22 protein-coding genes are annotated in these 22,112 nt (G+C 43.7%); 9 read left to right on the forward strand and 13 right to left on the reverse strand.

What is annotated here, in order from left to right; translation table 11 throughout:
* Positions 1-6: 6 nt before the first annotated feature.
* Positions 7-990 carry a DUF2860 family protein gene (locus MSG36_RS07025; RefSeq protein ID WP_248366896.1) on the reverse strand — a complete coding sequence of 328 codons (984 nt, stop codon included), beginning with the start codon at positions 988-990 and terminating at the stop codon, positions 7-9.
* Between the two features lie 202 nt (positions 991-1,192).
* On the opposite strand from MSG36_RS07025, the gene MSG36_RS07030 reads away from it, so the two are divergent.
* Positions 1,193-1,690, forward strand: a complete 498-nt coding sequence (locus MSG36_RS07030; protein WP_108111944.1) for a fasciclin domain-containing protein — start codon at positions 1,193-1,195, stop codon at positions 1,688-1,690.
* A 141-nt stretch (positions 1,691-1,831) separates the two neighbouring features.
* Here the strand turns inward: MSG36_RS07030 and MSG36_RS07035 are convergent, their stop codons facing one another.
* The 7 genes from MSG36_RS07035 to MSG36_RS07065 all read right to left on the reverse strand — a co-directional run bounded on the left by MSG36_RS07035 (position 1,832) and on the right by MSG36_RS07065 (position 6,007).
* Positions 1,832-2,128, reverse strand: a complete 297-nt coding sequence (locus tag MSG36_RS07035) for a hypothetical protein (RefSeq protein WP_004730457.1) — start codon at positions 2,126-2,128, stop codon at positions 1,832-1,834.
* A 131-nt stretch (positions 2,129-2,259) separates the two neighbouring features.
* Positions 2,260-2,517: a hypothetical protein gene (locus MSG36_RS07040; protein WP_050633506.1), complete on the reverse strand. Its 258-nt coding sequence runs from the start codon at positions 2,515-2,517 to the stop codon at positions 2,260-2,262.
* A gap of 165 nt (positions 2,518-2,682) precedes the next feature.
* On the reverse strand, positions 2,683-3,165 hold the full coding sequence (locus MSG36_RS07045) for a GNAT family N-acetyltransferase (RefSeq protein WP_048608558.1): 483 nt from the start codon (positions 3,163-3,165) through the stop codon (positions 2,683-2,685).
* A gap of 98 nt (positions 3,166-3,263) precedes the next feature.
* Positions 3,264-3,578, reverse strand: a complete 315-nt coding sequence (locus MSG36_RS07050) for a cupin domain-containing protein (protein ID WP_248366898.1) — start codon at positions 3,576-3,578, stop codon at positions 3,264-3,266.
* A 71-nt stretch (positions 3,579-3,649) separates the two neighbouring features.
* Complete coding sequence (locus tag MSG36_RS07055; RefSeq protein ID WP_050650519.1) at positions 3,650-4,153, reverse strand: YgjV family protein; 504 nt, start codon at positions 4,151-4,153, stop codon at positions 3,650-3,652.
* A 123-nt stretch (positions 4,154-4,276) separates the two neighbouring features.
* The gene (locus MSG36_RS07060; RefSeq protein WP_052879678.1) at positions 4,277-5,077 is read right to left on the reverse strand and encodes a PhzF family phenazine biosynthesis protein; all 801 of its coding nucleotides are present in this window, start codon (positions 5,075-5,077) and stop codon (positions 4,277-4,279) included.
* A 279-nt stretch (positions 5,078-5,356) separates the two neighbouring features.
* The gene (locus MSG36_RS07065; protein ID WP_248366900.1) at positions 5,357-6,007 is read right to left on the reverse strand and encodes a LysE family transporter; all 651 of its coding nucleotides are present in this window, start codon (positions 6,005-6,007) and stop codon (positions 5,357-5,359) included.
* A gap of 362 nt (positions 6,008-6,369) precedes the next feature.
* On the opposite strand from MSG36_RS07065, the gene MSG36_RS07070 reads away from it, so the two are divergent.
* Both MSG36_RS07070 and MSG36_RS07075 read left to right on the forward strand, forming a co-directional pair.
* Entirely contained in the window at positions 6,370-7,401 is a 1,032-nt protein-coding gene (locus MSG36_RS07070) for a spermidine/putrescine ABC transporter substrate-binding protein (RefSeq protein ID WP_050621595.1), read from the forward strand.
* A gap of 3 nt (positions 7,402-7,404) precedes the next feature.
* Entirely contained in the window at positions 7,405-9,837 is a 2,433-nt protein-coding gene (locus tag MSG36_RS07075) for a bifunctional diguanylate cyclase/phosphodiesterase (protein ID WP_248366902.1), read from the forward strand.
* Positions 9,838-10,067: 230 nt separating this feature from the next.
* Here the strand turns inward: MSG36_RS07075 and MSG36_RS07080 are convergent, their stop codons facing one another.
* Positions 10,068-11,093 carry a GGDEF domain-containing protein gene (locus MSG36_RS07080; RefSeq protein WP_048611070.1) on the reverse strand — a complete coding sequence of 342 codons (1,026 nt, stop codon included), beginning with the start codon at positions 11,091-11,093 and terminating at the stop codon, positions 10,068-10,070.
* Between the two features lie 9 nt (positions 11,094-11,102).
* Positions 11,103-11,558 carry a hypothetical protein gene (locus MSG36_RS07085; RefSeq protein WP_248366905.1) on the reverse strand — a complete coding sequence of 152 codons (456 nt, stop codon included), beginning with the start codon at positions 11,556-11,558 and terminating at the stop codon, positions 11,103-11,105.
* Between the two features lie 473 nt (positions 11,559-12,031).
* Here MSG36_RS07085 and MSG36_RS07090 point away from each other — a divergent pair, with 473 nt between their 5' ends.
* From MSG36_RS07090 to MSG36_RS07115, 6 genes are all read left to right on the forward strand, one after another.
* On the forward strand, positions 12,032-12,406 hold the full coding sequence (locus MSG36_RS07090) for a cytochrome c (protein WP_050646107.1): 375 nt from the start codon (positions 12,032-12,034) through the stop codon (positions 12,404-12,406).
* 37 nt (positions 12,407-12,443) lie between these two features.
* Positions 12,444-13,868, forward strand: a complete 1,425-nt coding sequence (gene ccoN / locus MSG36_RS07095) for a cytochrome-c oxidase, cbb3-type subunit I (RefSeq protein ID WP_248366908.1) — start codon at positions 12,444-12,446, stop codon at positions 13,866-13,868.
* Positions 13,869-14,483 carry a cbb3-type cytochrome c oxidase subunit II gene (locus MSG36_RS07100; RefSeq protein ID WP_248366911.1) on the forward strand — a complete coding sequence of 205 codons (615 nt, stop codon included), beginning with the start codon at positions 13,869-13,871 and terminating at the stop codon, positions 14,481-14,483.
* The gene (locus MSG36_RS07105) at positions 14,480-16,636 is read left to right on the forward strand and encodes a cytochrome c (RefSeq protein ID WP_248366914.1); all 2,157 of its coding nucleotides are present in this window, start codon (positions 14,480-14,482) and stop codon (positions 16,634-16,636) included. The genes MSG36_RS07100 and MSG36_RS07105 overlap by 4 nt, the downstream gene beginning before the upstream one ends.
* Positions 16,637-16,903: 267 nt before the next feature.
* Positions 16,904-17,131: a PAS factor family protein gene (locus tag MSG36_RS07110; RefSeq protein WP_004730426.1), complete on the forward strand. Its 228-nt coding sequence runs from the start codon at positions 16,904-16,906 to the stop codon at positions 17,129-17,131.
* Between the two features lie 264 nt (positions 17,132-17,395).
* Entirely contained in the window at positions 17,396-17,578 is a 183-nt protein-coding gene (locus tag MSG36_RS07115) for a hypothetical protein (protein WP_004730424.1), read from the forward strand.
* 169 nt (positions 17,579-17,747) lie between these two features.
* On the opposite strand, the gene MSG36_RS07120 is transcribed toward MSG36_RS07115, so the two are convergent.
* From MSG36_RS07120 to MSG36_RS07130, 3 genes are all read right to left on the reverse strand, one after another.
* Positions 17,748-19,040 carry an alpha/beta fold hydrolase gene (locus tag MSG36_RS07120; RefSeq protein WP_248366917.1) on the reverse strand — a complete coding sequence of 431 codons (1,293 nt, stop codon included), beginning with the start codon at positions 19,038-19,040 and terminating at the stop codon, positions 17,748-17,750.
* A 334-nt stretch (positions 19,041-19,374) separates the two neighbouring features.
* On the reverse strand, positions 19,375-20,112 hold the full coding sequence (locus MSG36_RS07125; RefSeq protein WP_248366920.1) for a DUF3726 domain-containing protein: 738 nt from the start codon (positions 20,110-20,112) through the stop codon (positions 19,375-19,377).
* Complete coding sequence (locus tag MSG36_RS07130) at positions 20,109-21,923, reverse strand: hypothetical protein (protein WP_248366923.1); 1,815 nt, start codon at positions 21,921-21,923, stop codon at positions 20,109-20,111. Before MSG36_RS07130 ends, MSG36_RS07125 begins: the two co-directional genes overlap by 4 nt.
* Positions 21,924-22,112 lie beyond the last annotated feature (189 nt).

Consider the following 22,112-nt stretch of genomic DNA (forward strand, 5'->3'; position numbering starts at 1 on the left):
TGAATATCAGAATTTGTAGTCAACACCAACACTCGCTAATGCTTGTTCAGAGCTGTAAAAGTCAATCTTAGAGTCAATCGACCTTACACCGAGTAATGAAATAAACGACCAATCTTCATAACCCATTAAGCCGCCGAACTCATAAGCTAAAAATGCACCGTATTCATTCTCTTCACGTACTTGCCCGTAAATTGGATTCGACTCATCATATTCACGATCACTTGCATCTAGGGTAACAACAAAACCGTGGCGACCGATTCTCTTCGCGTAGTTCAATTCAATACCATAACTATCGAAGCTGAGTGCCCCTCCTTCTGCGTCTGAGTGAAAATACACCATTGAAGGAACAAATAGACCTGCTTGGTTTGGCAAGATAAAGCGGTACCCTGCTTTGGCGTACACATAGGTTCTTTCCCTATCCAGCAGCACAGCATCTTCCGGAGATAAGACTTGGCTACCAGATAGCTCTTCATCAACATCAGATTGCCCAAATGCGAGATCCGTTCGAAAACCAGTTCCACCGATATTAGTGAGCTGCAGTCGTCCTACATTACCTTTCACATCCGTTTCATTTCGATTAACGCCAACAGCATACGGATCCGTCCAAGCCTTGCCCGAGATAAGCGTAGGAAGAACAGAAAAATCCAATATTGTGCCTCCAGATAGCTGATGTCGATAACCAATCTCAAAAGCAATGGTACCTGTTGCAATATCCTCTCGAGTGGTACCCGCATACACTTGATGAGTCAGTGACTCACCAAAGGTATATTGAACCGTACCCAAAAAACCGAGTAGCCCTTGATTTTCGCTGTCCCCCTCCTTGGTGTTGGTTGCTTGATTCGCGTCTTGCTCGGTGCTCAAGTTACTGCTGTCAGAAGATACACCCGTCAAGACACTAAAGTTACCACTGAAACCTTCCATTGGTGCAAGGCCACTATAAGCTGGCATTGAAGCGAATGCCGAAAATACAACTGGTAAAACAAACCTCATATTCACATCCATTAATTGAATAATCACCCGTTAACTATATGTATTAAATTGAAATTATAACAACTATTTAACGGAGACATTTATTCAACTGACGAATTGGGTATCTAAAAAATAGGTTCAAAGGTGCAATAAGTTGATCTATCGCTTTTAAGCTTTCGTAGTACTTCTCGAAAATAACGGACAAAACTCAAAGGAAGACAATATGTTTAACAAATTAATTAAAACCACATCAGTGCTAGTTGCGACGCTTCTTTTTACGGCTTTTGCTCACGCTAACCACCACGAGATGAAGAAAGACATCGTTGATGTTGCGGCGGAAAACGGCTCTTTCAATACGTTAGTGGCGGCAGTAAAAGCAGCGGACTTAGTTGATACATTGAAAGGTGAAGGCCCCTTCACCGTATTGGCTCCCACTGATGAGGCATTTGCTGCGTTACCAAAAGGAACGGTCGACATGTTGTTGAAGCCAGAAAACAAAGACAAACTAGTTGCAGTGCTCACATACCATGTAATACCAGGTAAAATCATGGCCGCTGAAGTTATGAAGTTAAATAGTGCAGTGACGGTTCAAGGCAGTGCAGTAATGATAGCGATAGATGACGGCAACGTAATGATAGACAACGCCAAAGTTATTATGCCAGACGTTGAGGCTAGCAATGGTGTTATCCATGTGATTGACGCTGTGCTGTTGCCCAAATAAGAAATACAGCATCAGTTAAAGGTTTTAAGAGGGTGTGACAGGTCACACCCTTTTCATCTTTTAATTAAAAAGTTAATAACGGTCTCCAGCCAACCGAGGCTGCCTTTATATCAACAAGAACTATATCGACAAGAACCCGAATTACACAAACAAGCGGCCGAATATTAGAAATGCCGCCATCGATACCACCTTCGTGAAGACCACCACCCAGATGCAATCACCAATACTAGAGTGCGTTGCTTTCCCGAGAAGGAACACAAACAGAATCAACCCCAACACCCAGCCCACTGTCGGAATCAACGACACCAAAGCAACGATTACAGCAATAGTAAGAAGGGATTTAAAGTCTGCGACCACGAAAGACATTTTGGAGGCGATATACATGCAGCATGCGGTGATTAATGCGTCCATCACAAACGCTAAAGCTTCAATTCCCACGTTACTTCCTTCACTCAAATTAGTTGCAGTGAATATTATCGCTAAAGTGATGATTTTTCTTTAAGAAGAGAACAAAAAGCAGGTGAAAACCGTATCAAAAATGAGATTACCGTTCGTCTGAACGCACAGGTTTATTTGCTCGAGTCTTCTAAGCCTTTGACCAATGCTCCCGACCGAGTCTGATTTGCTTTTTGATAGGCATCAAAGCCATCTTCGCGTTTACCTCCGAACAAACAAAGAAACGAGTTGATGACAAATGAAAAGAATGAGATGACAACAACAAAGAGAGGAAATAGCCCCGACACCCCAGCATCTAAGGCAAGAACGCCAACAGCGAAGGACAACATCGACACTAATGTATATAGTTTAGATCTACTCACATGACTCATGAACAACACTCCTTGTATTCACTCAATGTTTAGATTAGACAAATTATCTTGCACACAATTTGAACTCATCGACAATATCAATAGATCAGGAAAAGTTATCCTTAAAAAGGTTCATTAATATTTCAAACTTGATGTCTGTATCCCTAAGAACACGAGTCCGCCTACTCAGCTGCCTTGTCCATCTTCAACTATCTTTTCCATCACGTAATTGGTCAGCTTTACGCCACGCATTTCGACTTCCTGTTCATTAACCACCTTAAAGCCAAGGTGCTCATAAAAAGGCCTTGCGGTAATGCTTACTTCAGAGAAATATCTCGATACGCCACGAACTCGACCCACAGTGAAAACATGTTCCATCAACGCTTTCCCTACCCCCTTCCCTTGATATTCGTGGTGACAGAAAAAGTGATCAATCAAGCCGTTGGGTTGCAGGTCAGTATAGCCAACAACACAGCCATCGAGCTCAGCTACAAAGGGTTGTAACCCATTCATACGCTTTTGCCATAACGCAAAGTCAAAGCTACTGGGTGCCCAAGCTTCGACTTGCTGTTGAGAATAATCTCGAACATTGACGTTACGTACCGTATGAAAGAAGATCTCCCACAGTGCTTTGTCATCACTCGCTTGATAGTTTCGAATTCTAATCACAACATACTCCTTTTTGTCTTAAGTCCTTTCTGAGGTGCAAATAAACAGCTGAATCAGCAAGCTTTATAACCTAACAGCCTCAGCTTTAGAGCAAGATATCAACGATAAAACACAGCGAGCCAGATCGTCACCGTATCTTTATCTGTGCCAATAACCTTGTGCTTTTCTCTCGCAGCAATGTTGATGTAATCCCCTTTAGACAAGGTAACAACGCGTCCATCTCCAAACTCGATGACGCCTTGACCTTCTATCACCATCACCCATTCATTCTCATCTTGATCATACCAACCCTCTTCTGGTGAACTGTGTCCATGCGACAATATTCTTTCAATTCGAACACTATCGTTGGCAATCAGGTCATTGAATATCTCATTGGGTATTGATGAAGGAACATCATTGTAAATGTTTGGCATCAAGCTCTCCTAGCTAGCATTGAATTGATTTGAATTGATTAACAACTTGGGCCTTAGCTTCAGTTGTAAACCTAAGCAGCGGCACTCTTTCTGAAGTAAAAACGGTAATAGCCCACCAAGTTACTGCAGATAAACAGCGCCTCCATAACAACCGCTGTTGGCGAGCCAACTAAGTAATTGTGAATCAACCAAAAGCTGGTTCCGATGATCATCAATTCTCTTAATCGACGGTCATCTTTATTGAAGGCAGCAAAGGTTTGAAATACGGAGGCAAAGCAACTCAATATGCTGGTCAGCCCCGAATAAGTCACAGCGGTTGCGACCACCGACATCGAGCAGAACAAATATTTAAACTTAGACGAGGTAGAAAATACGCTCGTCAAATAGCGAATCGTGGCAATCGTCATTAAGCTCGCCGCTGTCCATTGTTCAAGTAGGATAAAGTGACTCGAAATAAGAACGCCAGCAAAGAACAGACAAGTGACGATTTTCTTCCTTTCCTTGAATTGGAATGACAGAAGATCAAAACAAATGGCTATCGCGACTAATACTTGGGAAAGATAAAAGGCAGACACGGTGATTCCTTCAATAATACATTACGCCCTAGCCGCCTCTTTTAACTGTGAACAGTCGAATAAAACGTACTAGGCGGTTCCAACAAAACAGAGCAAACAGCGCTCTAAAGCTTCTATAAAAACCTAAAGCTTCAACACGCCAGCAATCACAGTGGTCGCAGAGCCGATTAACTTTACTCGCCCGTTTGCTAAGAGCTCTGTCGACATATACCCACCACGACGAGACGCCTGATAAGCACTGAAGCAGCTTTTGTTTAGCTTTTCAGCCCAGTGCTGCGTCAATGCACAATGTGCCGAGCCGGTAACAGGATCTTCATTAACCCCAACCCATGGAGCAAAATAACGAGAAACAAAATCGAGTTTAGAATTTGATGAAAGTGCCGTCACAACAACGCCTCGCCCTTTAATACTCTTTAAAGCATCAAAGTTAGGTGAGAGAGCCAATAACACTTGCTCGCTGGAAACTTCGATTAACTGCTTGGAATCAAACTCTCGGAATGAAACGATTTGGTGCGGTTCTAAACCAAAGTGCTCAAGTAATGTGAGATTAGCTTCTAAGTTCAATGACAACTGAGTGCTAGGGAAATCAAGTTCGATAGACGATTCACAAACTGTGGCAGATAACTCACCCGACAAGGTGTTAAACACAACACTGTCACCTGTTTTAACCAACCCTTGCTCTTTCATTACATGAACGGTTGCCAATGTGCCATGCCCACACAGTTTTACTTCTACTTCTGGAGTGAACCATTTAAGCGTCATGGTGTTAAGCGCAAGAAAAGCGGTTTCAGATACCGCCATCTCTTCAGCGATTGAGAACATGAGTGACTCATCAAGTAGATCTTGAGAAATGCAGACCCCAGCTGGGTTTCCTTTAAAAGCTTGAGTTGTGAACGAGTCCACTTGATATATATCTAAATTCACAATAGTTCCTAGCTCTAATATTGGATAAATATTGTTGCCTACAATAAGCACAAATACCTTGTGCTACAAGTCTTTAGAAACAAATTTATAGATACTTACTCAGAAACAAAAGAAATGACAAACAAAGAGTTATGCAAAGAATTCGTGGATTAAGCAGAAGGTTTAATATCGGGCAGATAAGAGATAAAACGTATCAGCCTGGTAGGTAACAAGCACACATTCGCGGCACATAGGTATTGTATCGTGCCACAAACGTGAGGTTACTCAGCAATGGTGAATCTACTGACGTACCAGAGCAGATTTCACAATGGTCAGGCCAAGTAGCCCCAGCATGACTCCTGTCACTTTATCAATATAGTAAGCAACACGTGTAAACTCTTGACGCACTTTAGGTGCAGATAACAGGAAGATGATCGCCGCATCCCATACAAATACAACCACCGTCATCCAAATACCTAACCCCAACTTAAACATGAAGCCAATGTCATTGTTCAACACAACCGTGAATAAGCTCAAATAGAACAAAAGGTTTTTGGGATTAAGGATTCCTGATAGAAAACCCGTGATGAATTCCTTAAGAAAAGTGGTTTGATTGGAGGCACCTTCTTCGTCAACATCGAAATTGCTGTAATTGCATTTTTTCGCTCTTATCGCTTGTACAGCAAGATAAACAAGAAACACACCACCAATGATCTTGAGTGCAATCATAACGGAAACGGATGCCGCTAGAATCGACCCTACTCCAACCAAGCACAAAACAATGTAAACCGCATTCGCACTGGCAATACCGAATGCAACGCCTAGTGCTTTTCTTCCCTTATTTCGAACAGCACTCTTCACTACAATCACAAAGTCTGGTCCGGGGCTCAACAACGCCAAAAAATGAGCAATCGCCACGGTAACAAAAATCCCAACTAAACCTGCATCCATAAACCAATGTCCTTATTGTGAAATTTAATGCATTATTATCGCATAATTAACTTGTAGTTGGTTTTTTGGTTCATAATTAATGTTTCGATACTAAGAGAATCAGACGGACAACACGTTTTCATAAGTCTCGTTAGGTAAAGACGATCTAATAACCGACTTTCCAACATTTAGTTTAGATAGTTAATCCATTATTTTGCCTAGCGATCTCATAACCAAGACTCATTTTCCTTCTATTTTGGTAATTAAAAGTTGGTGTTCGCATGCATTGCATTAGGTTGTACTAAAATAAGAGCCGTAAATTTGAATCATGTCGCAGATTTTGGGCTACGATTTAGTTATCACGTACGAAAGGGAATCCGTCAGTGAAAGCGTTTTGCGTATCAATACTTGCGTCAACATCCTTTTTGGCTAGCCCTGTATTTGGCCAGCAGCATGATATTTATCTCTACAATTGGGATGAATTTTTATCTGACAGCGTCGTTACCCAGTTGAGTGATACCTACGGCATCTCACTAAAGCAACAATTCTTCTCTGATGAGTCAATAAGGGATGAGGTTCTATTAAGCGAGCGTCGAGGCGCTTTTGAACTGGTCATCGTCGAAAGCGTAAAACTTAAGGCATTAGCCAAACAAAACCTGTTCCATAACCTAAGTGACTTACAACAATCCATTGAAAGCAATTTTGATCCCAGGTGGGCGGATGGATGCGGTGAATATGGTATTCCTTACGCTTGGGGAACATCCGGTATCCTATATCGCAGTGATAAAATCTCCGCCCCAGAATCTTGGATGGCCATTCTTGAGCCCGACTCCAAAGTCAGTGGCCGTATAAGTATGTACTACGACCCCACCGACTTGGTAAGTACTGCGTTATTGGTCAATCAATTTGACCCATTTACCAACAATGAACAAGAACTTCGTGTTGCTTACAAAACGCTACAACTGCAGAAGCCACACCTTGAAAGCAATGAGTATGTCATCGACCACATCCACCAGCTTGAGCGTCTAGCCAATATCGACCTCGCCTACGGATATTCAGGTGACAGCTATGTGCTTAATGATGCTGAACCTGAGGCATCTTGGGCCTACACAGTTCCTCAAGAAGGAACAACCTTATGGCTAGAGTGTATGGCCGCAATTAACAACGGAGAGCTATCTCCACAGGCAACCACAATCCTCTCCTTCTTATCGCAACCCGAAATCGCCGCTCAAAACGCAATGGATTCATGGTTTGCAACGCCAAGTTCAAAAGCAAAAGCACTCACTTCTCAGGAGTATCAAAACGACCCCGAGCTTTTCCCAAGCAAAGAGGTATTGGATCGCAGCTATCTTTATCAGCCGTTAGAACCCAATAGCATTCAAATTCGCAATCGTATTGTCGACAGTTTGAGATAACTCATGCCAGTATTGAAGAAGCTCTATTTTGTACTTTTACCAACGCTGATATTTGTGTTCCTGATAGCAGGAATCGTGACGTACAACTACGCATCAGATCATGCTAAGCACATGTATTTGGACAAGGTGCAATCTGATGTGAACACCGCTTTAGTCGCGGCGGAATACGAGCAGCTCGGCTTGTCCTTGCTAGTTAAAGATATCGGTTCTTCGTTGCAGTTCCTCCGCTACATTCAAAACCCTGGCGACTACACGACTCTATCGCTATTGGAAAAACGAGTACTCCGTGTATTAAGCCAGAATCACGTCAATCAATTTGGGCAACGCAATGTTTATATCGTGGACCCTAAGTTCAAATTAACGCTTTCGACTCTCAGAGCCGATCCTTTCGAGGGGCTAAAAATCCCTGACAAGATTTACGAAAGAGTCTTCGACATATACACCTCGTTAATCAGCAAGAAGGAACTCTCCTACGAAGGCTTCTCTTATATCTCGATTAGTGGCGAGCTCAGATATTCGTATGTTGCGGCAATTGACCCTTACCTCCTTCCTCAAGATAAACGTGCAAGTAACAGTTTAAATCGCTACATCTTGATTGCAGACGGACCTCTGATACAACTCTCTAGCTTATTAATCAAATACAATGACGATGACAATATTCAGTTCTTAATCGAGCCATCCTCAGACGCTGCCAACATCGAAAATACCCAATTCGTTATCAAATCAATTGAGCAAACCCAAGATAATATCAATGTGCAGATGACCAGCCGACATCTCATCGCGCAAGTAAATATTCGAGAACAAAAGTTCAACCATGAGAAAGCCATCATCGCTAAACAAACCTTGTTGGGTGGCTTTGGTACTCTCTTTACGATCATGTTAATCGTACATTTAGTGGTGCGTTACCAACTTGTGCGCCCGCTTAAAGACTTACTGCAAGAGATATCGATCGGCGGGCTCAAGCTTAGGTATTTCAAGCGTTCATCGGGGCAAAGTGAAATTGATGGTTTAAAGAACGCTTACATTGACTCATTAACAGAATTGAAGTTCGAAGCCGAATTCGACCAACTCACCAAGCTAGCCAATCGACGCTCATTCATCCGACACCTTGATGTACGCCTCAAGAGTTCAATGAACCCACACTGCTATGTGGTTTGCTGGGACATCATCGACTTCCGTAAAATCAACGATCTCTACGGTGCAAAAGTTGGTGATAATGTACTAATAAGCTTAACTAGAGTGCTGAGAGAAACTCTACAAAACCAACAGTCATCTTCCGGTTTCAGTTGCAATGACTACTCCATAGCAAGGCTTGGGGGGAATCAGTTTATCGCCATTTTAGAAATGGATAAAAACCAAGTGATAAACGAAGAAATAGAGAACATCAATAATACGCTGACTAGCACTACGTTCCTTGATTACTATGGATTTAGGTTATCACTCGCAACAGGTGTTTTACCGCTCGACACACCAAAGTTTGAAGAAATTTGGCACCGATGTATTGATGAGATGTTGCTCCGTGCAAAATCTCACAATGATGGAGAAAGCCGTATTGTTTATGGCGAGGAGTTATTACACACGTTAGAGAGACACGACATTATAGAAAAAAGGCTTTTAGAGTGCTGTGAAAGTGATAACTTTGAACTTCGCTTTATGCCTATTTTCAACGCTAAAACACTTCAGGTAGATGGCGCTGAGTGTTTGATTCGTTGCCCTGCTTTATTTGACATAAACGCGGGTCCAGACGAATTCATACCTGCAGCAGAGAAGAGTAACCTCATATCTAAACTCGATATGTGGGTTATTAGCACCGCTATCAAAAGCTATAAAGAGCTCTCAGAAATCCACAAGTACAAAGGTACCTTATCCATTAACATTTCAGCAATGGAACTCTACAACCGAAATTTTGCCGACAATATTCGTAAGGTTATCGAACGGTACCAAGTACCTCCTAGCAACATTATTATCGAGATAACTGAGACCAGTTACGTGAAAAGTACCAAGCTTACGGTACAGACTATCGAGAGAATCAGAAGCCTAGGCTTAAAGGTTTCACTTGATGACTTTGGTACTGGATACACAGCCTTCAACCAGCTACTCCACTACCCTGTGGATGAGCTAAAAATTGATAAGAGCTTTATCGATAACATGGTAGACGACAAAGCCGACCGTAAGATGGTCGAATCTATGGTTAACTTGGGTCACTCTTGTGACACGCTAGTCGTCGCAGAAGGTGTCGAGTCCATAGAACAGTATCATTACCTTAAAAAAGCGAACTGTGACCTAATACAAGGCTACTTCTTTAGCCAACCACTCACTTATCTGGAGTTCATCGAGTTTGTGCGAGACCATAATCCGCAAGCAATTTTAAACCCGCAATCTGTTACCAGTTCGAGATCCAACGAGCGAATCGTTGCACTAACTCAAAAACAATAGCCTCAAACCTAAACCTCAAGGCCTATCTTCCTATCCAAGCGCTACAAACCACTATAGCTATATCTATATCTATAACTAGAACTATCTTCATCAGTGCAGGAGCTCTGCGTTGGCTACACATTGAATGATGAGGCAAATAAAGGATGGCAAAAGCCATGATAGTGAATCAGGAGAATGGTGAGCGTAAAGTAAACAAAACCTAATGATCTAACTTATCGCTGATGCGGGGATTAACTCTGCATTGTCGTTAATAGCTCCATCATATCTTTAGAGCTGATATTCTTCTTATGCCTTACTACAGCGTCAATCATCAATTCTAAATTGCCCGCAGATATATAATCCTTAAGCACGTCATTGAATTTTTCCTGTATCTCATCACTTGTGTACAAGTGCTCAGGAATGAAGAATAGAAACTGGCTGCCACTACTACGAAACGAGATAGTACTTTCCGGAACCTTTGCCGTCAGGGACTTAGCAGCTGAACTCACCACCAAGTCACCGTATTCCAGGCCGTACTTTTGGTTAATCTCATTGAGGTTTCTGATGCGTACAAAGTAAAGGTCGAAATTACCGTTTGTTGGATAGCTGTTTTTAACAAACTGCATGAGCGAGACTCGATTGCGAAAGCCTGTAATAAAGTCGGTAGAATGAAGTTTTCGTTTGATGGAAAAATCGAGATAGAAAATGATGCCTGTCATCAACATAATCAAGACAAGAAAGGCGCTGCTAATTTGGTGAACAACAACAAACTTGCCTACCATGGACGTGTTTTCTTCAATAACTGGGCTTTGTAATCGAAACTTTTCGTTAATGAATTCGACCAAGGTGGTGTAGCAAATATCGACTTTCTTCTGCAGCGATTCTTTGGGTAATTGCCCTGTACTGACCAACTTGATTGACGATTCTAGCGACTTAAACTTTTCAAACTCTGAGGTAAAGTAAGGCTTAAAGTTTGCTGAGCGAATAAAATTGGACGATTCAGTGCTGTTGATCAGAATATCAAAACGACTCCAAGTAATGTCATAAGCCAACCAAAGTTCATCATAATCAATCGTCTTTGCATGGCTAACCATCAAGAAGTTTGCATACTCTTTGACGAGTTGAAAAACAAACCATGTGGCCTCATTTTGGCGGTTAGAAAAGCTCTTGTTGATGTCATTAATTCGAGTCACACTGTAGATATTGACGGATAGAACAACCACGGCCAAAGACAAAACAACGACTTTGATTGCAGCCATAGACAACAGCTTCTTCATAATTAACCTCTACAGGTGAATGTCACGAATCTGCCAAATCATCTTGGCATGGAAATCAGGGGTATTGGTCTCAGGATTCGCAGAGAGTGGGTAAATCAACCAAAACGGGCCTTTCTCTCTCACAGACATAAACTCACCGTTCTTTTTAATCGCAATGATGGGTTCATAGGTATCAAAATCTTCTTTAGGCACCGCAATTTTATAGTCATTCAATGCTACGAAAGTAACTTGTGATGATATCGGTAGATCCATATTTTCAAGCACCGTTTGTAACGTCACACCACTATAAACAGTCAGACCCTCAACCCAAGGCAAGGTGGTAGTAATTTCTTTTTGAGGAAGTGACAGGAGTTGCTCTCTACTAAAACCATATTTTTGCCCAGAGTGGTCGAAAACCGTTAACTCAGAGGCTGCAAAAATCGAAAACGAGCAAAGCCAAAGCATCAACAAGAATACAGTTCTCATTCTAAACTCCATTTAAAAAGGTCACTAAATTGAGTCTAGTATAAATTGACCATTTAACTTGTACCGATACCACTCAGATTGATTGGTATCGCTTTACCCCTAATGCTCCTACACCTCGCTGTTTTTCAATAGCTTCGCAGTTTCTCTCTCACTTCTCTGTCTCTTCCATCACCGCTTTCGTTCAGCGCTCCCAACCCGCTTGACGTATTCCTTCTCGACTGGCTAGTAAGAAAAACTCGTATTTTACTCTGCGTAAGTAAACCAATAAGCCCTATGAATACGTATCAAACAACAAAATTAACAATAAATATGAGTAAGTAAGTAGCGAGAATGCTGGTTGCTGCATAACCTTTAATCGAACGTAAGCAGCTTTAAGAGACTTAATAACGGGTTCCAGTCGTTTCTACTTCACCAGTTGATCTCGTGTGTTGATCTTAAAAAGCTTACTCACTTCATAATCAAGGGAATCAAGAATGAGTTTGAATATAAAAAAATTTAACCCCATCGCGACACTTTCTACCCTAGTAATGACGCTGGTCATGTTTCCTGTTTCTGCTGAAGTTAATCAAGAACAATTCGAATTAGGTAAACAAAAAGCCAAAGTGTGTATGACCTGTCATGGCGCTGATGGCATCTCAACACAAGATCCCTACCCGAACCTTCGCGGTCAAAAAGTGGGTTATCTCATCTCTTCACTGAAAGATTATCAGACTCGGGAAAGAACCAGTGGCTTAGCGATTCTCATGCAACAACAAGCCGACACGCTCTCAGATCAAGACATCCGTGACATTTCCTATTTCTATTCAGTGCTCGGCAACGAAGCAGGCTCGCTCAGCGATTCAAATTAAGTCAGCGATTCAAAATATCTAGGCAAGGAGCCTTGTTATGGAACAAGTGACAACGCAATACAGCATTAAGGTCGTGAAGTACTTCATCATCGCATCCTTAGTGTGGGCGATTGTAGGTATGATCATCGGCGTGATTCTCGCCGCGCAATTATATTGGCCAGTCTTAAACTTTGATTCTCAATATTTCCAATTTGGTCGACTGCGTCCGCTACATACCTCTGGAGTAATTTACGGCTTCGTCGTGAATATCTTGATGGGGACGTCTTTGTACATTGCCCAGCGAACAGGCCATTGTGACTTGTTCAACAAAAGCCTTTCATGGATGGTATTTTGGGGCTGGCAATTCATCTTGTTACTTGCGGTCATTTCCTTACCCGCAGGCCACACTACCTCAAAAGAATATGCGGAGCTTGAATGGCCAATCGACTTGATGATTGTTCTGGTTTGGGTGCTGTATGCGGTGTTGTTCTTTGGCACCCTTGCTAAACGAAAGGTCAGCCATATCTTTGTGGCTAACTGGTTCTTTGCTGCTTTCATCATCGTCGTTGCAATGATTTTTATCGTGAACAACCTCGCGATGCCTGTGTTGGCGATGAAGTCCTATTCTGTGTTTGCAGGCGCTCAAGATGCCATTGTTCAATGGTGGTGGGGACATAATGCCGTTGGCTTCTTGCTGACAGCTGGTGTGATTGGTATGAACTACTATTTCATACCTAAAGCGGCGGATCGACCTATCTACTCGTACCGTTTGTCTGTGATCCATTTCTGGGGCTTGGTCGGCTTTTACACGTGGGCCGGAACGCACCATTTGGTTTATTCTTCCGTTCCTATCTGGATTCAGAACATCGGCATCGTGATGTCATTGATCCTGTGGCTCCCTTCTTGGGCGGGTGCGTTTAATAGCGCAATGACCCTCCTACAAAACAAAGAAAAGCTGAAGTCCGACTACATTCTTTTATTCTTTTTCTCAGCGATTCTTTACTACTGCTTGGCGACATTCGAAGGTCCGCTACTCGCCATTCGCTGGTTTAACATGGTGGCACACAACACCGAATGGATCATCGGACACGTACATTCCGCGGCTCTAGGATGGGTTGGAATGTCAGGGATAGCGGTTTTTTACTATTTCATTCCACGCTTATGGGGCCAAACCGATCTTTGGTCACGACGATTGATTAAATGGCACTTTTGCCTTGCTCATGCTGGCGTCGCCATCTATGCAATAGCACTTTGGATCGCAGGCATCGGCGAGGGGTATATGTGGCTCGCTCAAAATGAAAATGGCGAACTGATTTACAGTTTTGTAGAAGCTATGGATTTTAAAGCACCTTGGTTATTCATGCGTTTCTTTGGTGGTGCGCTGTTTGTACTTGGATTGTTCTTAATGGCTTTCAACTTGTACAAAACGGTTCGTATGCCCGCAGTACATGATGCTAAACACACCGTTAATGAGGGGGCTTAAATGATGAGTAAAGACTTTACACATTCAATCGTCATTTTAATTTTGACCACTGTTGTCGTGGCCTCCTTCTCTTTATTGGTCTGGGTAGTGCCAAGCATTGTCCGTGGCGATGATATTGCCAAAGGAAGCTCAGCGATGCCACTCACACCGATAGAGTTAGCAGGCCGAGACATCTACATCAGTGAAGGCTGCCATGTTTGTCACACACAAATGGTTCGCCCTCTAGAGCCAGAAGTGAAACGTAATGGTCGTCCGAACCAAGAAGCAGACGATATCTATGAGTTTCCTAACTTGTGGGGCTCTAAACGTACTGGACCTGACCTCACTAACTTAGGCAGAAAGTATTCTGACCAGTGGCATGTTATTCACTTAATTGATCCTCGAAAAGTTGTACCGACTTCGATCATGCCCTCTTATCCATGGCTGTTTGAGCAGACTCTGACTGGCGATGATATTAGCGCCAAAATGGAAGTGTTACGTACCTTAGGAGTGCCTTATACCGATCAAGAAATTGGTGACGCCCGTTTACAAGTAAGAGGCAAAACCAAAGGTGAAGCGCTGATTCGCTATTTACAAAGCCTGGGTAAAGATACGTCACAGGAGGTATCACAATGAGCACATTCTGGAATCTATGGGCGGTACTCTTAACCTTAATATTCTTTGTTCTGATGGTATCGGTTATCGTTAAATATTGGCGTAGCAATCACAAGGCCGATCACGACCACACCATTGGCACCTTTGATGGGATTGAAGAGAAAGATGCGCCTCCACCTAAGCTGTTATTTGTAAGCTATGCGGTCGCATTTCTTTTATCTGCAGGCTATTTGGTGCTCTACCCTGGGCTTGGCGAATGGGAAGGCTTAGTCGATTGGGAACAAAGCGATGATAAGCTCAGTTCACCATCCACCACTCTCAATGAGCAATTTGCACAAACCAGTGAAACCACGTTAGAAGGATTGGCTGCAGTCCCAGAGATCGTGAACAGCGGTAGGATTCTGTTCCAAACTCACTGCGCTGCTTGTCACCGAGATAATGCTCAGGGACAAAAGCACTTTCCTAATCTGATTGACCAAGAGTGGCTTTATGGTGGCAGTGATGAAGCTGTGATTCATTCGATCGCCAAAGGCCGGAACGGTGCTATGCCGGGTTGGAGTGAAATCATGCGCCCAGATGAGGTGGCAAAAGTTTCCTACTATCTAGCCTCCCTCAACCAACGTCATACCGATGTGCCGGAGATTAAAGTCGAGCTCGGTAAAACCTTGTTCGTCCAATACTGTTCGTCTTGTCATGCCGATGGTGCTGTCGCTAACCCCGCGATTGGTGTACCTGATCTTTCCGATGATATCTGGCTTCACGGCGGCAGTATTGAAGAGATTCAGCACACCATCAATTACGGTTTGAACAACCTAATGCCTGCATTTGATGAGCAGCTCACCGAGAACGAAATACTCGCGCTTGGGGCTTATATACGACACGCAGGTGATGTAGAGCAGCAAAGGCTCGCGAGTTTGAAAGCATCATCTGTTGAGCGCGGAGAATATCTCGCTTACGCCGGTGACTGTGTGGCTTGTCATAGTGCAGAAGGTGGCGAACCCTTCGCTGGCGGCCTGCCCTTTGTCACCCCTTTCGGTACCGTGTATTCAACTAACATAACGCCACACACCACCGAAGGGATTGGGACTTATGACTTCGATGATTTCCGAGCTGCGTTAGTTGCAGGTAAAGGTAAGAATGGTTACCTGTACCCTGCAATGCCTTACACCTCTTATCAATACCTGACCGACCAAGACATGGTCGATTTATGGGAATACATGCAGTCAATCACCGCCGTGCCGAGACGCAATGATGACAACAGCATGATGTTTCCATCCAATATTCGCTTAGGTTTGCTTGGCTGGAACATCGTATTCATGGATACCGACCCTATTGATTACGAAGTACCAGAAGAGCTCAAAGGAGAAATTGAGAATGTCGATAAGTGGCAGCAAGGCAAATATTGGGTCGCAGGACTTGGTCACTGTTCGGAGTGCCATACGCCACGAAACATTGCCCAAGCACTGATACCAGAACGTATTTTCCAAGGTAACTTGATTGACGGTTGGAACGCGCCTGATATCACAGCTAATGAGCTCTATATCGATGGTTGGGATGAAGCAACACTTACCGACTTTTTACACACCGGACATTCAGACAAAGGCACCGCTTTTGCGGGCATGGCTGATGTAGTGAAAAACAGCCTAAGTTTGATGACACGTGAAGATATTGAGTCGATGTCCTATTACCTACTCAGTGGGGACATCAACAACACCATTGCCAGTGATGCCGTTCAGTTACAGCCTAGAGGGTTTGATGAAGCTGCGTATGCCAGTGAAATCTACACCACGTATCGTCAAACCTGTGGGGCCTGTCATGGTGACGATGGTAAAGGTCGCGATCCAATCGCCCCTACTCTGTTGAACAACGGTATTATCATGCACAGCGACCCATTCAATACCATTGCGGTAACGGTGCGCGGCTTGCAACCTACCTATCTCGACAAAGACAGAAACTTCATGCCGATGGCAAGTTTTGAAGATGTGCTTTCGGATCAAAGGTTGGCTGAGTTGATCACCTTCGTGCGATTGCACCTTGGAGATAGAGAGGAACCAGTAACGGCAGAGCACGTTCGAGAGGTACGAGAAACACTTGAAGCAGCAGGTTATGCGGGCGGGTTACACACCACACCTGAAATGTACGAAAATCGAGATAAGAACATTAACATACGATAGGCGCTGTAACTGTGCGTAGCCTATTGGCTCAACAAGCAGCGATCAGCTCGCAACTTTTATCTTTGCCTAACAAGCCAGAAGGAGACCACTGTGTCTCCTTTTCTTTTGCCCAAACCCAAGTTTTCGATACTTTGCCGCACAACACAATTGTAACTAACTGATTACACAATTAAGCAGAGCTGCACATAATGCGATCAATCTCGCAGAACAAAGATGACACCAAGTGCATAATATGCAAAATTTTCTAAAGATGTACTAAGGACAGTTATGGATACAACTACACTCATCTACGATACGTTGGAAGGCCTATCGAGCGCAAAGCCACAGCAACACGCTCAAATCCGCCAAAATCTATATAACCAATTAGATTTATCATTTGAGAAGCAGTTGGCTTTGTATTCATCAGTTCTTGGTCCAGCAAGTGCTGGTAGATTGACCGATTTGGATAGTGCAGTGATGTCTGCACGCAAGATTGTTGGCTTAGAAAACAGCTAAGCAATCTTCAACCTATCTCAACTTTAACGCTGCCATCGTGCAGCGTTTTTTTATGGACATTATTTACGATAAGTAAGGTTGGTTACGATAAATGCTGTTAATTGCGACAAATACGGTTAAGTAAGATAAGTGCAGTTAGGTCTGTTTTTCAAGTTACACGCATTCTCATTTGGTTAATCTTATGTTCCATTTTTAACAGGTGTGTAACCACAATAATGGCGCTAATGTTAGTAGCACGTTAACCACACATCGGATGGAAGAATCATGAGAGTACTTATTGAATATACACAGACAGGCAAATACCGTGATCATGCGTGGGAAGCATTAACGATTCGTTCAAAAGGCGAAATTCAAGCTGTGACTCCCTCTTATGCGGCTCAGCTTATCGAACAGAACCGCGCCAGCTTATCGACCACTGAAAATCAAGATATCGTCATCCAACCTTAATGGCTTCAAGGGCTACCCCTCCTAGTTCCTTAAATCGAATAGTTCGATGACATAAAAAAAACGCTGCACGGATGCAGCGTTTTCTTGTTTCTGGCGTGCCTTGTCTCTAACGTAAAGAGCTTCTAACTTAGATAGCTTTTAACCTAGATAACCTACGCAGAGAATTTGATTATTTTGGCAAGTTTTCTAATGCATCAACCATCGTCATTAGCTTATCGACGATTCGTTCACCATCCACTCTCAAACCATTGTGCTCATACTCGTTGGTAATCCACGCTTTCGAGTTTGGAATATTAGCCAGTGTCTCACGGCTGTAATCCAGCTCTACGTACATGTCATCTGCGTAAACCGCACACGCCATCGGAACCGTATTCTTGCTCAACTGCTCTGCGTTGTACAAAGTACCCCAATCCGATTTCTCAGCTAACAGATTGGCTGCTTCGCGTAATGGTTTCAACGTTTCAAGTTGATCGAACATCCATGGGTAGACCATTTCTCCGGTAAACCAGAACTCACTGCCCGATTGGTAGTTGAAGTGTGGGTACTGCTCACGAACTCGATGTGCAGACCAGTTAGACGCTGTACCTTGGCAGTAAATCAACTCATGCAAGATTGCGTAAATTGGGTTAGTTAAGTAACCCTGCTCTTGCTGCATTTGGTTTAGGAAGCTGTAGCTCAGCTGTCTGTTACCGTTCACTTCAACAAAGGCACTTTCCAGAGTGAAGTACATCGGCAGGTTCGCTTCACCGCCACCAAGGTTAATGCCAATAAGTTGAAATTGCTCAACCGTAAACACCTGACCGTTTGGCAGTCTCACGTCGTTGTTCAGCAGGTAATCAGAGATCTCACGACACATCGCTTGCGCTTGTGGGAACTGAGCAAAAAACGCTCTGTTTTTGTCTTCAACACGCTTATAAGTCGCACGATAAACATCGTCAGCTTCACGTTCAATCGAAGGAATACCGCCCGTCACGTAGCAACGTTGCAAGCTCTGTGGGAACAGTGACAAATAGCTCAGTGTGCAGAAGCCACCAAAGCTTTGACCAATCGTCGACCATTGTTTAATACCAAACTGCTCACGAATCGCTTCAGCGTCACGAACGATGTTATCCGCTCTGAAATGTGTTAAGTACTCAACTTGTTGTTCTGGTGACAAATGAGCCAGGGTTTCATGGCTGATAACCGTACTGTTGCCTGTACCACGTTGGTCTAGCAATAGAACACGATAGTTTTGTAATGCACGCTTTAGCCAACCTGATTGACCACTAACACGCGGAGAAGGAAAGCCTGGACCGCCCTGAAAGTAGATCAACCACGGCAGCTCTTGCCCATCTTTAGCGAGATCAACCAGCTCACGTGCGAAGACTTGGATCTGTTGTCCATCTTTTGCTTGATAGTCGAGTGGCAACTCAAATGAGTGCTGACGATACAGGGTGGTTCCATCAATAAAGTTAGCTTGCACGCTTCATTCCTTTTTTATCTGATTCTAAAGTCATCGGTACGAATAAAAACGGTGCCCTTTGGCACCCTAGTTAGCAAGATACGCATACTAGCTTGTAAATGAAACCGTTTGTTGAACCTGAATGTGAAGGTACTTCATTAAATCGCCAAATTAGCTTTATACGCGTAACAACTTGTTTCAAAACAGAAGGTTTAAGGGGCGGTCTATTGAGAGGAAGAATGAAAACGGGAGACAAATAAAAAGAGCTTAACGAGGTGAGGATACGTTAAGCTCTTTGGTTTTATCTGTTGTAGCGTGTGTTATCAATAATGCTATCGATTCACTAAGCACTAAATTATGAAGTCGTTAGCTCCCCTGCACCTTGAATCGAGCGCTGGCTGCTTTCGACAAGAATGGCTGTTGCGGTTTCTTTCAACGCGCCCCACTCTGCCTCGTCAACTTCAATGCCATCGTTCCACGCTTTCTCTTGAGTTTTAAAAAGTGCTTCCGACTCAATGTGTGTTTGGTAGCCATCTGACAAACGTTCGATATCGAAATCCTGGACGGAAAGTTCGATGGTCATATTGTGGATATGTTCGTCCGATGCCAGTGGCAAATCTGATAAAAACAGTTCTGGTGCAACGCAACCACGATTAAGCACATACAAAGTGCTCTTAGGGTTAGAGCCGTTATCCCAACGCGCGGTACACGCGATGCCTTTCGCTGCGAGTTTCACAAGCTCACTGTACGCTAACCAGCGGTTATGGCAGTTATTTAGCTCGATTTTCAGTGTCTTTTTGCCGACCATTTTTTCAATGGCGTAATCCATAACCACAGGAAGATGACACGCTAAGCTCGCCTTGTGCAGGTCGACTTCAACCGTATTATCGCTGCGTACTTGAATGTCTACAGGGCAATCGTCTTCTAGCCCCATAAAGTTGCTCGCATTGTTAAAATGACGAACACCATCCAAACCCACCATTTGTAAATCTGCCACCATGTTCGCTATCACATCGGCTTCACCACATGTACGACGCATACCTAAAAAGGCTTTGTTGACGGCCGCTACCAGTTCATTGTGAGAAACGATCATAACGATTTACCTCCATGTTGAGCGTTGATATGTGTAGGAACTTTATTTGAGTCAGCGAGCTCTGCTTCACTTGGTGCTTCACTTGGTAAGATTGGGAACACCCATTCGTCCTGATGAATTTCATCAAGCAACGGTGCACCTTGGAAAAACGTCACTCGTACCCAACGGTCTGAACGAGGATCAAACTTAGTCGCACCAAACATTGCTAGCTTGCAACGCAGCAAGTGCATTGGTGGCGAGTCTTGGTGCAGCACGTTCATTTGAATGTCGCCCATCGCCTTGTTACCTAGCGTCCATACACGGCGCGCAATGGCACGATGCTGGGGCTGCTTAACAAGAAACTCTGCCAATGAAAGCTCTGGCGCGAATTGCAATAAAGCATGGTACAAACGATAAGCTTGACGGCCGATATCTAACGGCAGTTCACGCTCTTCGCCGAGTTCCTCGCCTCGAACACCGAGCCTTGGCTCTTCTTTGTCCTGAGAGCGATACCAGAACCAGTAGTTGTTTTCTGCTTTGGTAAAGTCGGTCGTGATCGCCCAACGGTACTTTTCTTCTAACACAACCAATAGGTCTTGGATCTTTTTGCCACTAGGAAGTGAGAGTGTTTCGCTGCAATTCATTTGCTCTTGATGGGCGTCCACTAATTCTGGGTACAATTCCATCAAGCATGAGATAAGAATTTCTTGGGCTTCCATACTCATGTGCTTAGATTGTTCAACTAACTGCGCCCATGTCTCGCAATGGTTTACAGAAGCTTCTAATGACTGTTCTGCGTGTTGTAACTCATCAACGGCTGCTTTGTTCAACTCTTGCTGGTTTTCATTGATGGTAACAACTTGCTCTAAATGACAAATCGCTTTTTTAACGTATGTACGTAGTGGCTCGATCAACGCCGTATCGGTCTGACTAGCCAACACGTCAGCCAATGCATGCTCACGTGTTGTCATCCACTGATCGACAATACTTGGGTGGTTAATAAGGTATGGCGCCATGCCTAAACCCGTCGCATTACCCACACCAAGGTAACGCTGTAATCCTCTGTGTAAAGTGATTGCTTGTTCACCGCCCTGTTGCTCGGCTAGGTAATGAACCCAATCTAGGCTGAACTCACGCAGCATATAAACCGCACACATTTGCGCACTGAACGACTGATTAAAATCTTCATTTTTCTCTAAGATTTTAAAGTCAGCAATACCAAATTTGCCATTACCGTATACCGCTGTCGTTCGCAGGATGTAACCCACTTCAGCCAGCTCTTTTGGCGTTGGTTGAACACCTTTCGCCAAGTGACTAACGATATGTTCAAACACACGTACACTTTTATTTGCACGCGCCAACACAAGCACGTTATTTGGATTACGGCCTGCTTCTTGAAGCGGTACATTCGCACGAAGTCTTTCAAGTAGGGCGACATCAACATCACCAAGAACAAGCGCAAACGTTACGTCCCACTTTTCAGCAATTACACGGTCATTTCGTTCGTCATCTGCAATCTCATCGCAGAAAACAACCAAATGATAAACATGGTTTGGCGTCGCAAGCTTATAGATAACATGGCCAAAACCCTGAGCGTCTAATTGCCACTCATGTTTGGTCACTTTCCATTCTTGCTGCGCCATTTTACGAATCAGAGTTCTAACGAAGCTGATACGTGTTTGGTGCATTGCACCTAGCCTTTCCGGTGCCATGACGACAGTCGCGTCACGTAGTGCTGATTCAGTGTAGGTAGAACGATGTGCATCCATTTTGCTCACCACCTTATAGTTATAGGATTTTGCTAGCCATTCAGAACCGATCGTTGCCATCATTTGAAGCATTCGTTGTTACAGTGTGTTGGTTAGCTTTCACGTTATTTGGAGTAAGCGAGCTCACCCCTTATTATTTGTCCTGACTAGATCGATTGACCTAAATACGTGCCGCCCGATGTATCTTCACCAGTACGGTTTTTCTGTTCCTTTCGGAACTTTGCATCAGCCTTCTTTCAAAGGCTGATTCGT

The sequence above is a fragment of the Vibrio sp. 1CM8B genome (assembly GCF_023161685.1).
GTDB lineage: Bacteria > Pseudomonadota > Gammaproteobacteria > Enterobacterales > Vibrionaceae > Vibrio > Vibrio coralliirubri.

Coding starts and splice junctions, on each gene's coding strand:
- MSG36_RS07025 (WP_248366896.1), bottom strand. CDS start 990: ATGAGGTTTGTTTTACCAGTTGTATTTTCGGCATTCGCTTCAATGCCA.
- MSG36_RS07030 (WP_108111944.1), top strand. CDS start 1,193: ATGTTTAACAAATTAATTAAAACCACATCAGTGCTAGTTGCGACGCTT.
- MSG36_RS07040 (WP_050633506.1), bottom strand. CDS start 2,517: ATGAGTCATGTGAGTAGATCTAAACTATATACATTAGTGTCGATGTTG.
- MSG36_RS07050 (WP_248366898.1), bottom strand. CDS start 3,578: ATGCCAAACATTTACAATGATGTTCCTTCATCAATACCCAATGAGATA.
- MSG36_RS07065 (WP_248366900.1), bottom strand. CDS start 6,007: ATGGATGCAGGTTTAGTTGGGATTTTTGTTACCGTGGCGATTGCTCAT.
- MSG36_RS07075 (WP_248366902.1), top strand. CDS start 7,405: ATGCCAGTATTGAAGAAGCTCTATTTTGTACTTTTACCAACGCTGATA.
- MSG36_RS07080 (WP_048611070.1), bottom strand. CDS start 11,093: ATGAAGAAGCTGTTGTCTATGGCTGCAATCAAAGTCGTTGTTTTGTCT.
- MSG36_RS07085 (WP_248366905.1), bottom strand. CDS start 11,558: ATGAGAACTGTATTCTTGTTGATGCTTTGGCTTTGCTCGTTTTCGATT.
- MSG36_RS07090 (WP_050646107.1), top strand. CDS start 12,032: ATGAGTTTGAATATAAAAAAATTTAACCCCATCGCGACACTTTCTACC.
- ccoN (WP_248366908.1), top strand. CDS start 12,444: ATGGAACAAGTGACAACGCAATACAGCATTAAGGTCGTGAAGTACTTC.
- MSG36_RS07100 (WP_248366911.1), top strand. CDS start 13,869: ATGATGAGTAAAGACTTTACACATTCAATCGTCATTTTAATTTTGACC.
- MSG36_RS07105 (WP_248366914.1), top strand. CDS start 14,480: ATGAGCACATTCTGGAATCTATGGGCGGTACTCTTAACCTTAATATTC.
- MSG36_RS07110 (WP_004730426.1), top strand. CDS start 16,904: ATGGATACAACTACACTCATCTACGATACGTTGGAAGGCCTATCGAGC.
- MSG36_RS07115 (WP_004730424.1), top strand. CDS start 17,396: ATGAGAGTACTTATTGAATATACACAGACAGGCAAATACCGTGATCAT.
- MSG36_RS07125 (WP_248366920.1), bottom strand. CDS start 20,112: ATGATCGTTTCTCACAATGAACTGGTAGCGGCCGTCAACAAAGCCTTT.
- MSG36_RS07130 (WP_248366923.1), bottom strand. CDS start 21,923: ATGATGGCAACGATCGGTTCTGAATGGCTAGCAAAATCCTATAACTAT.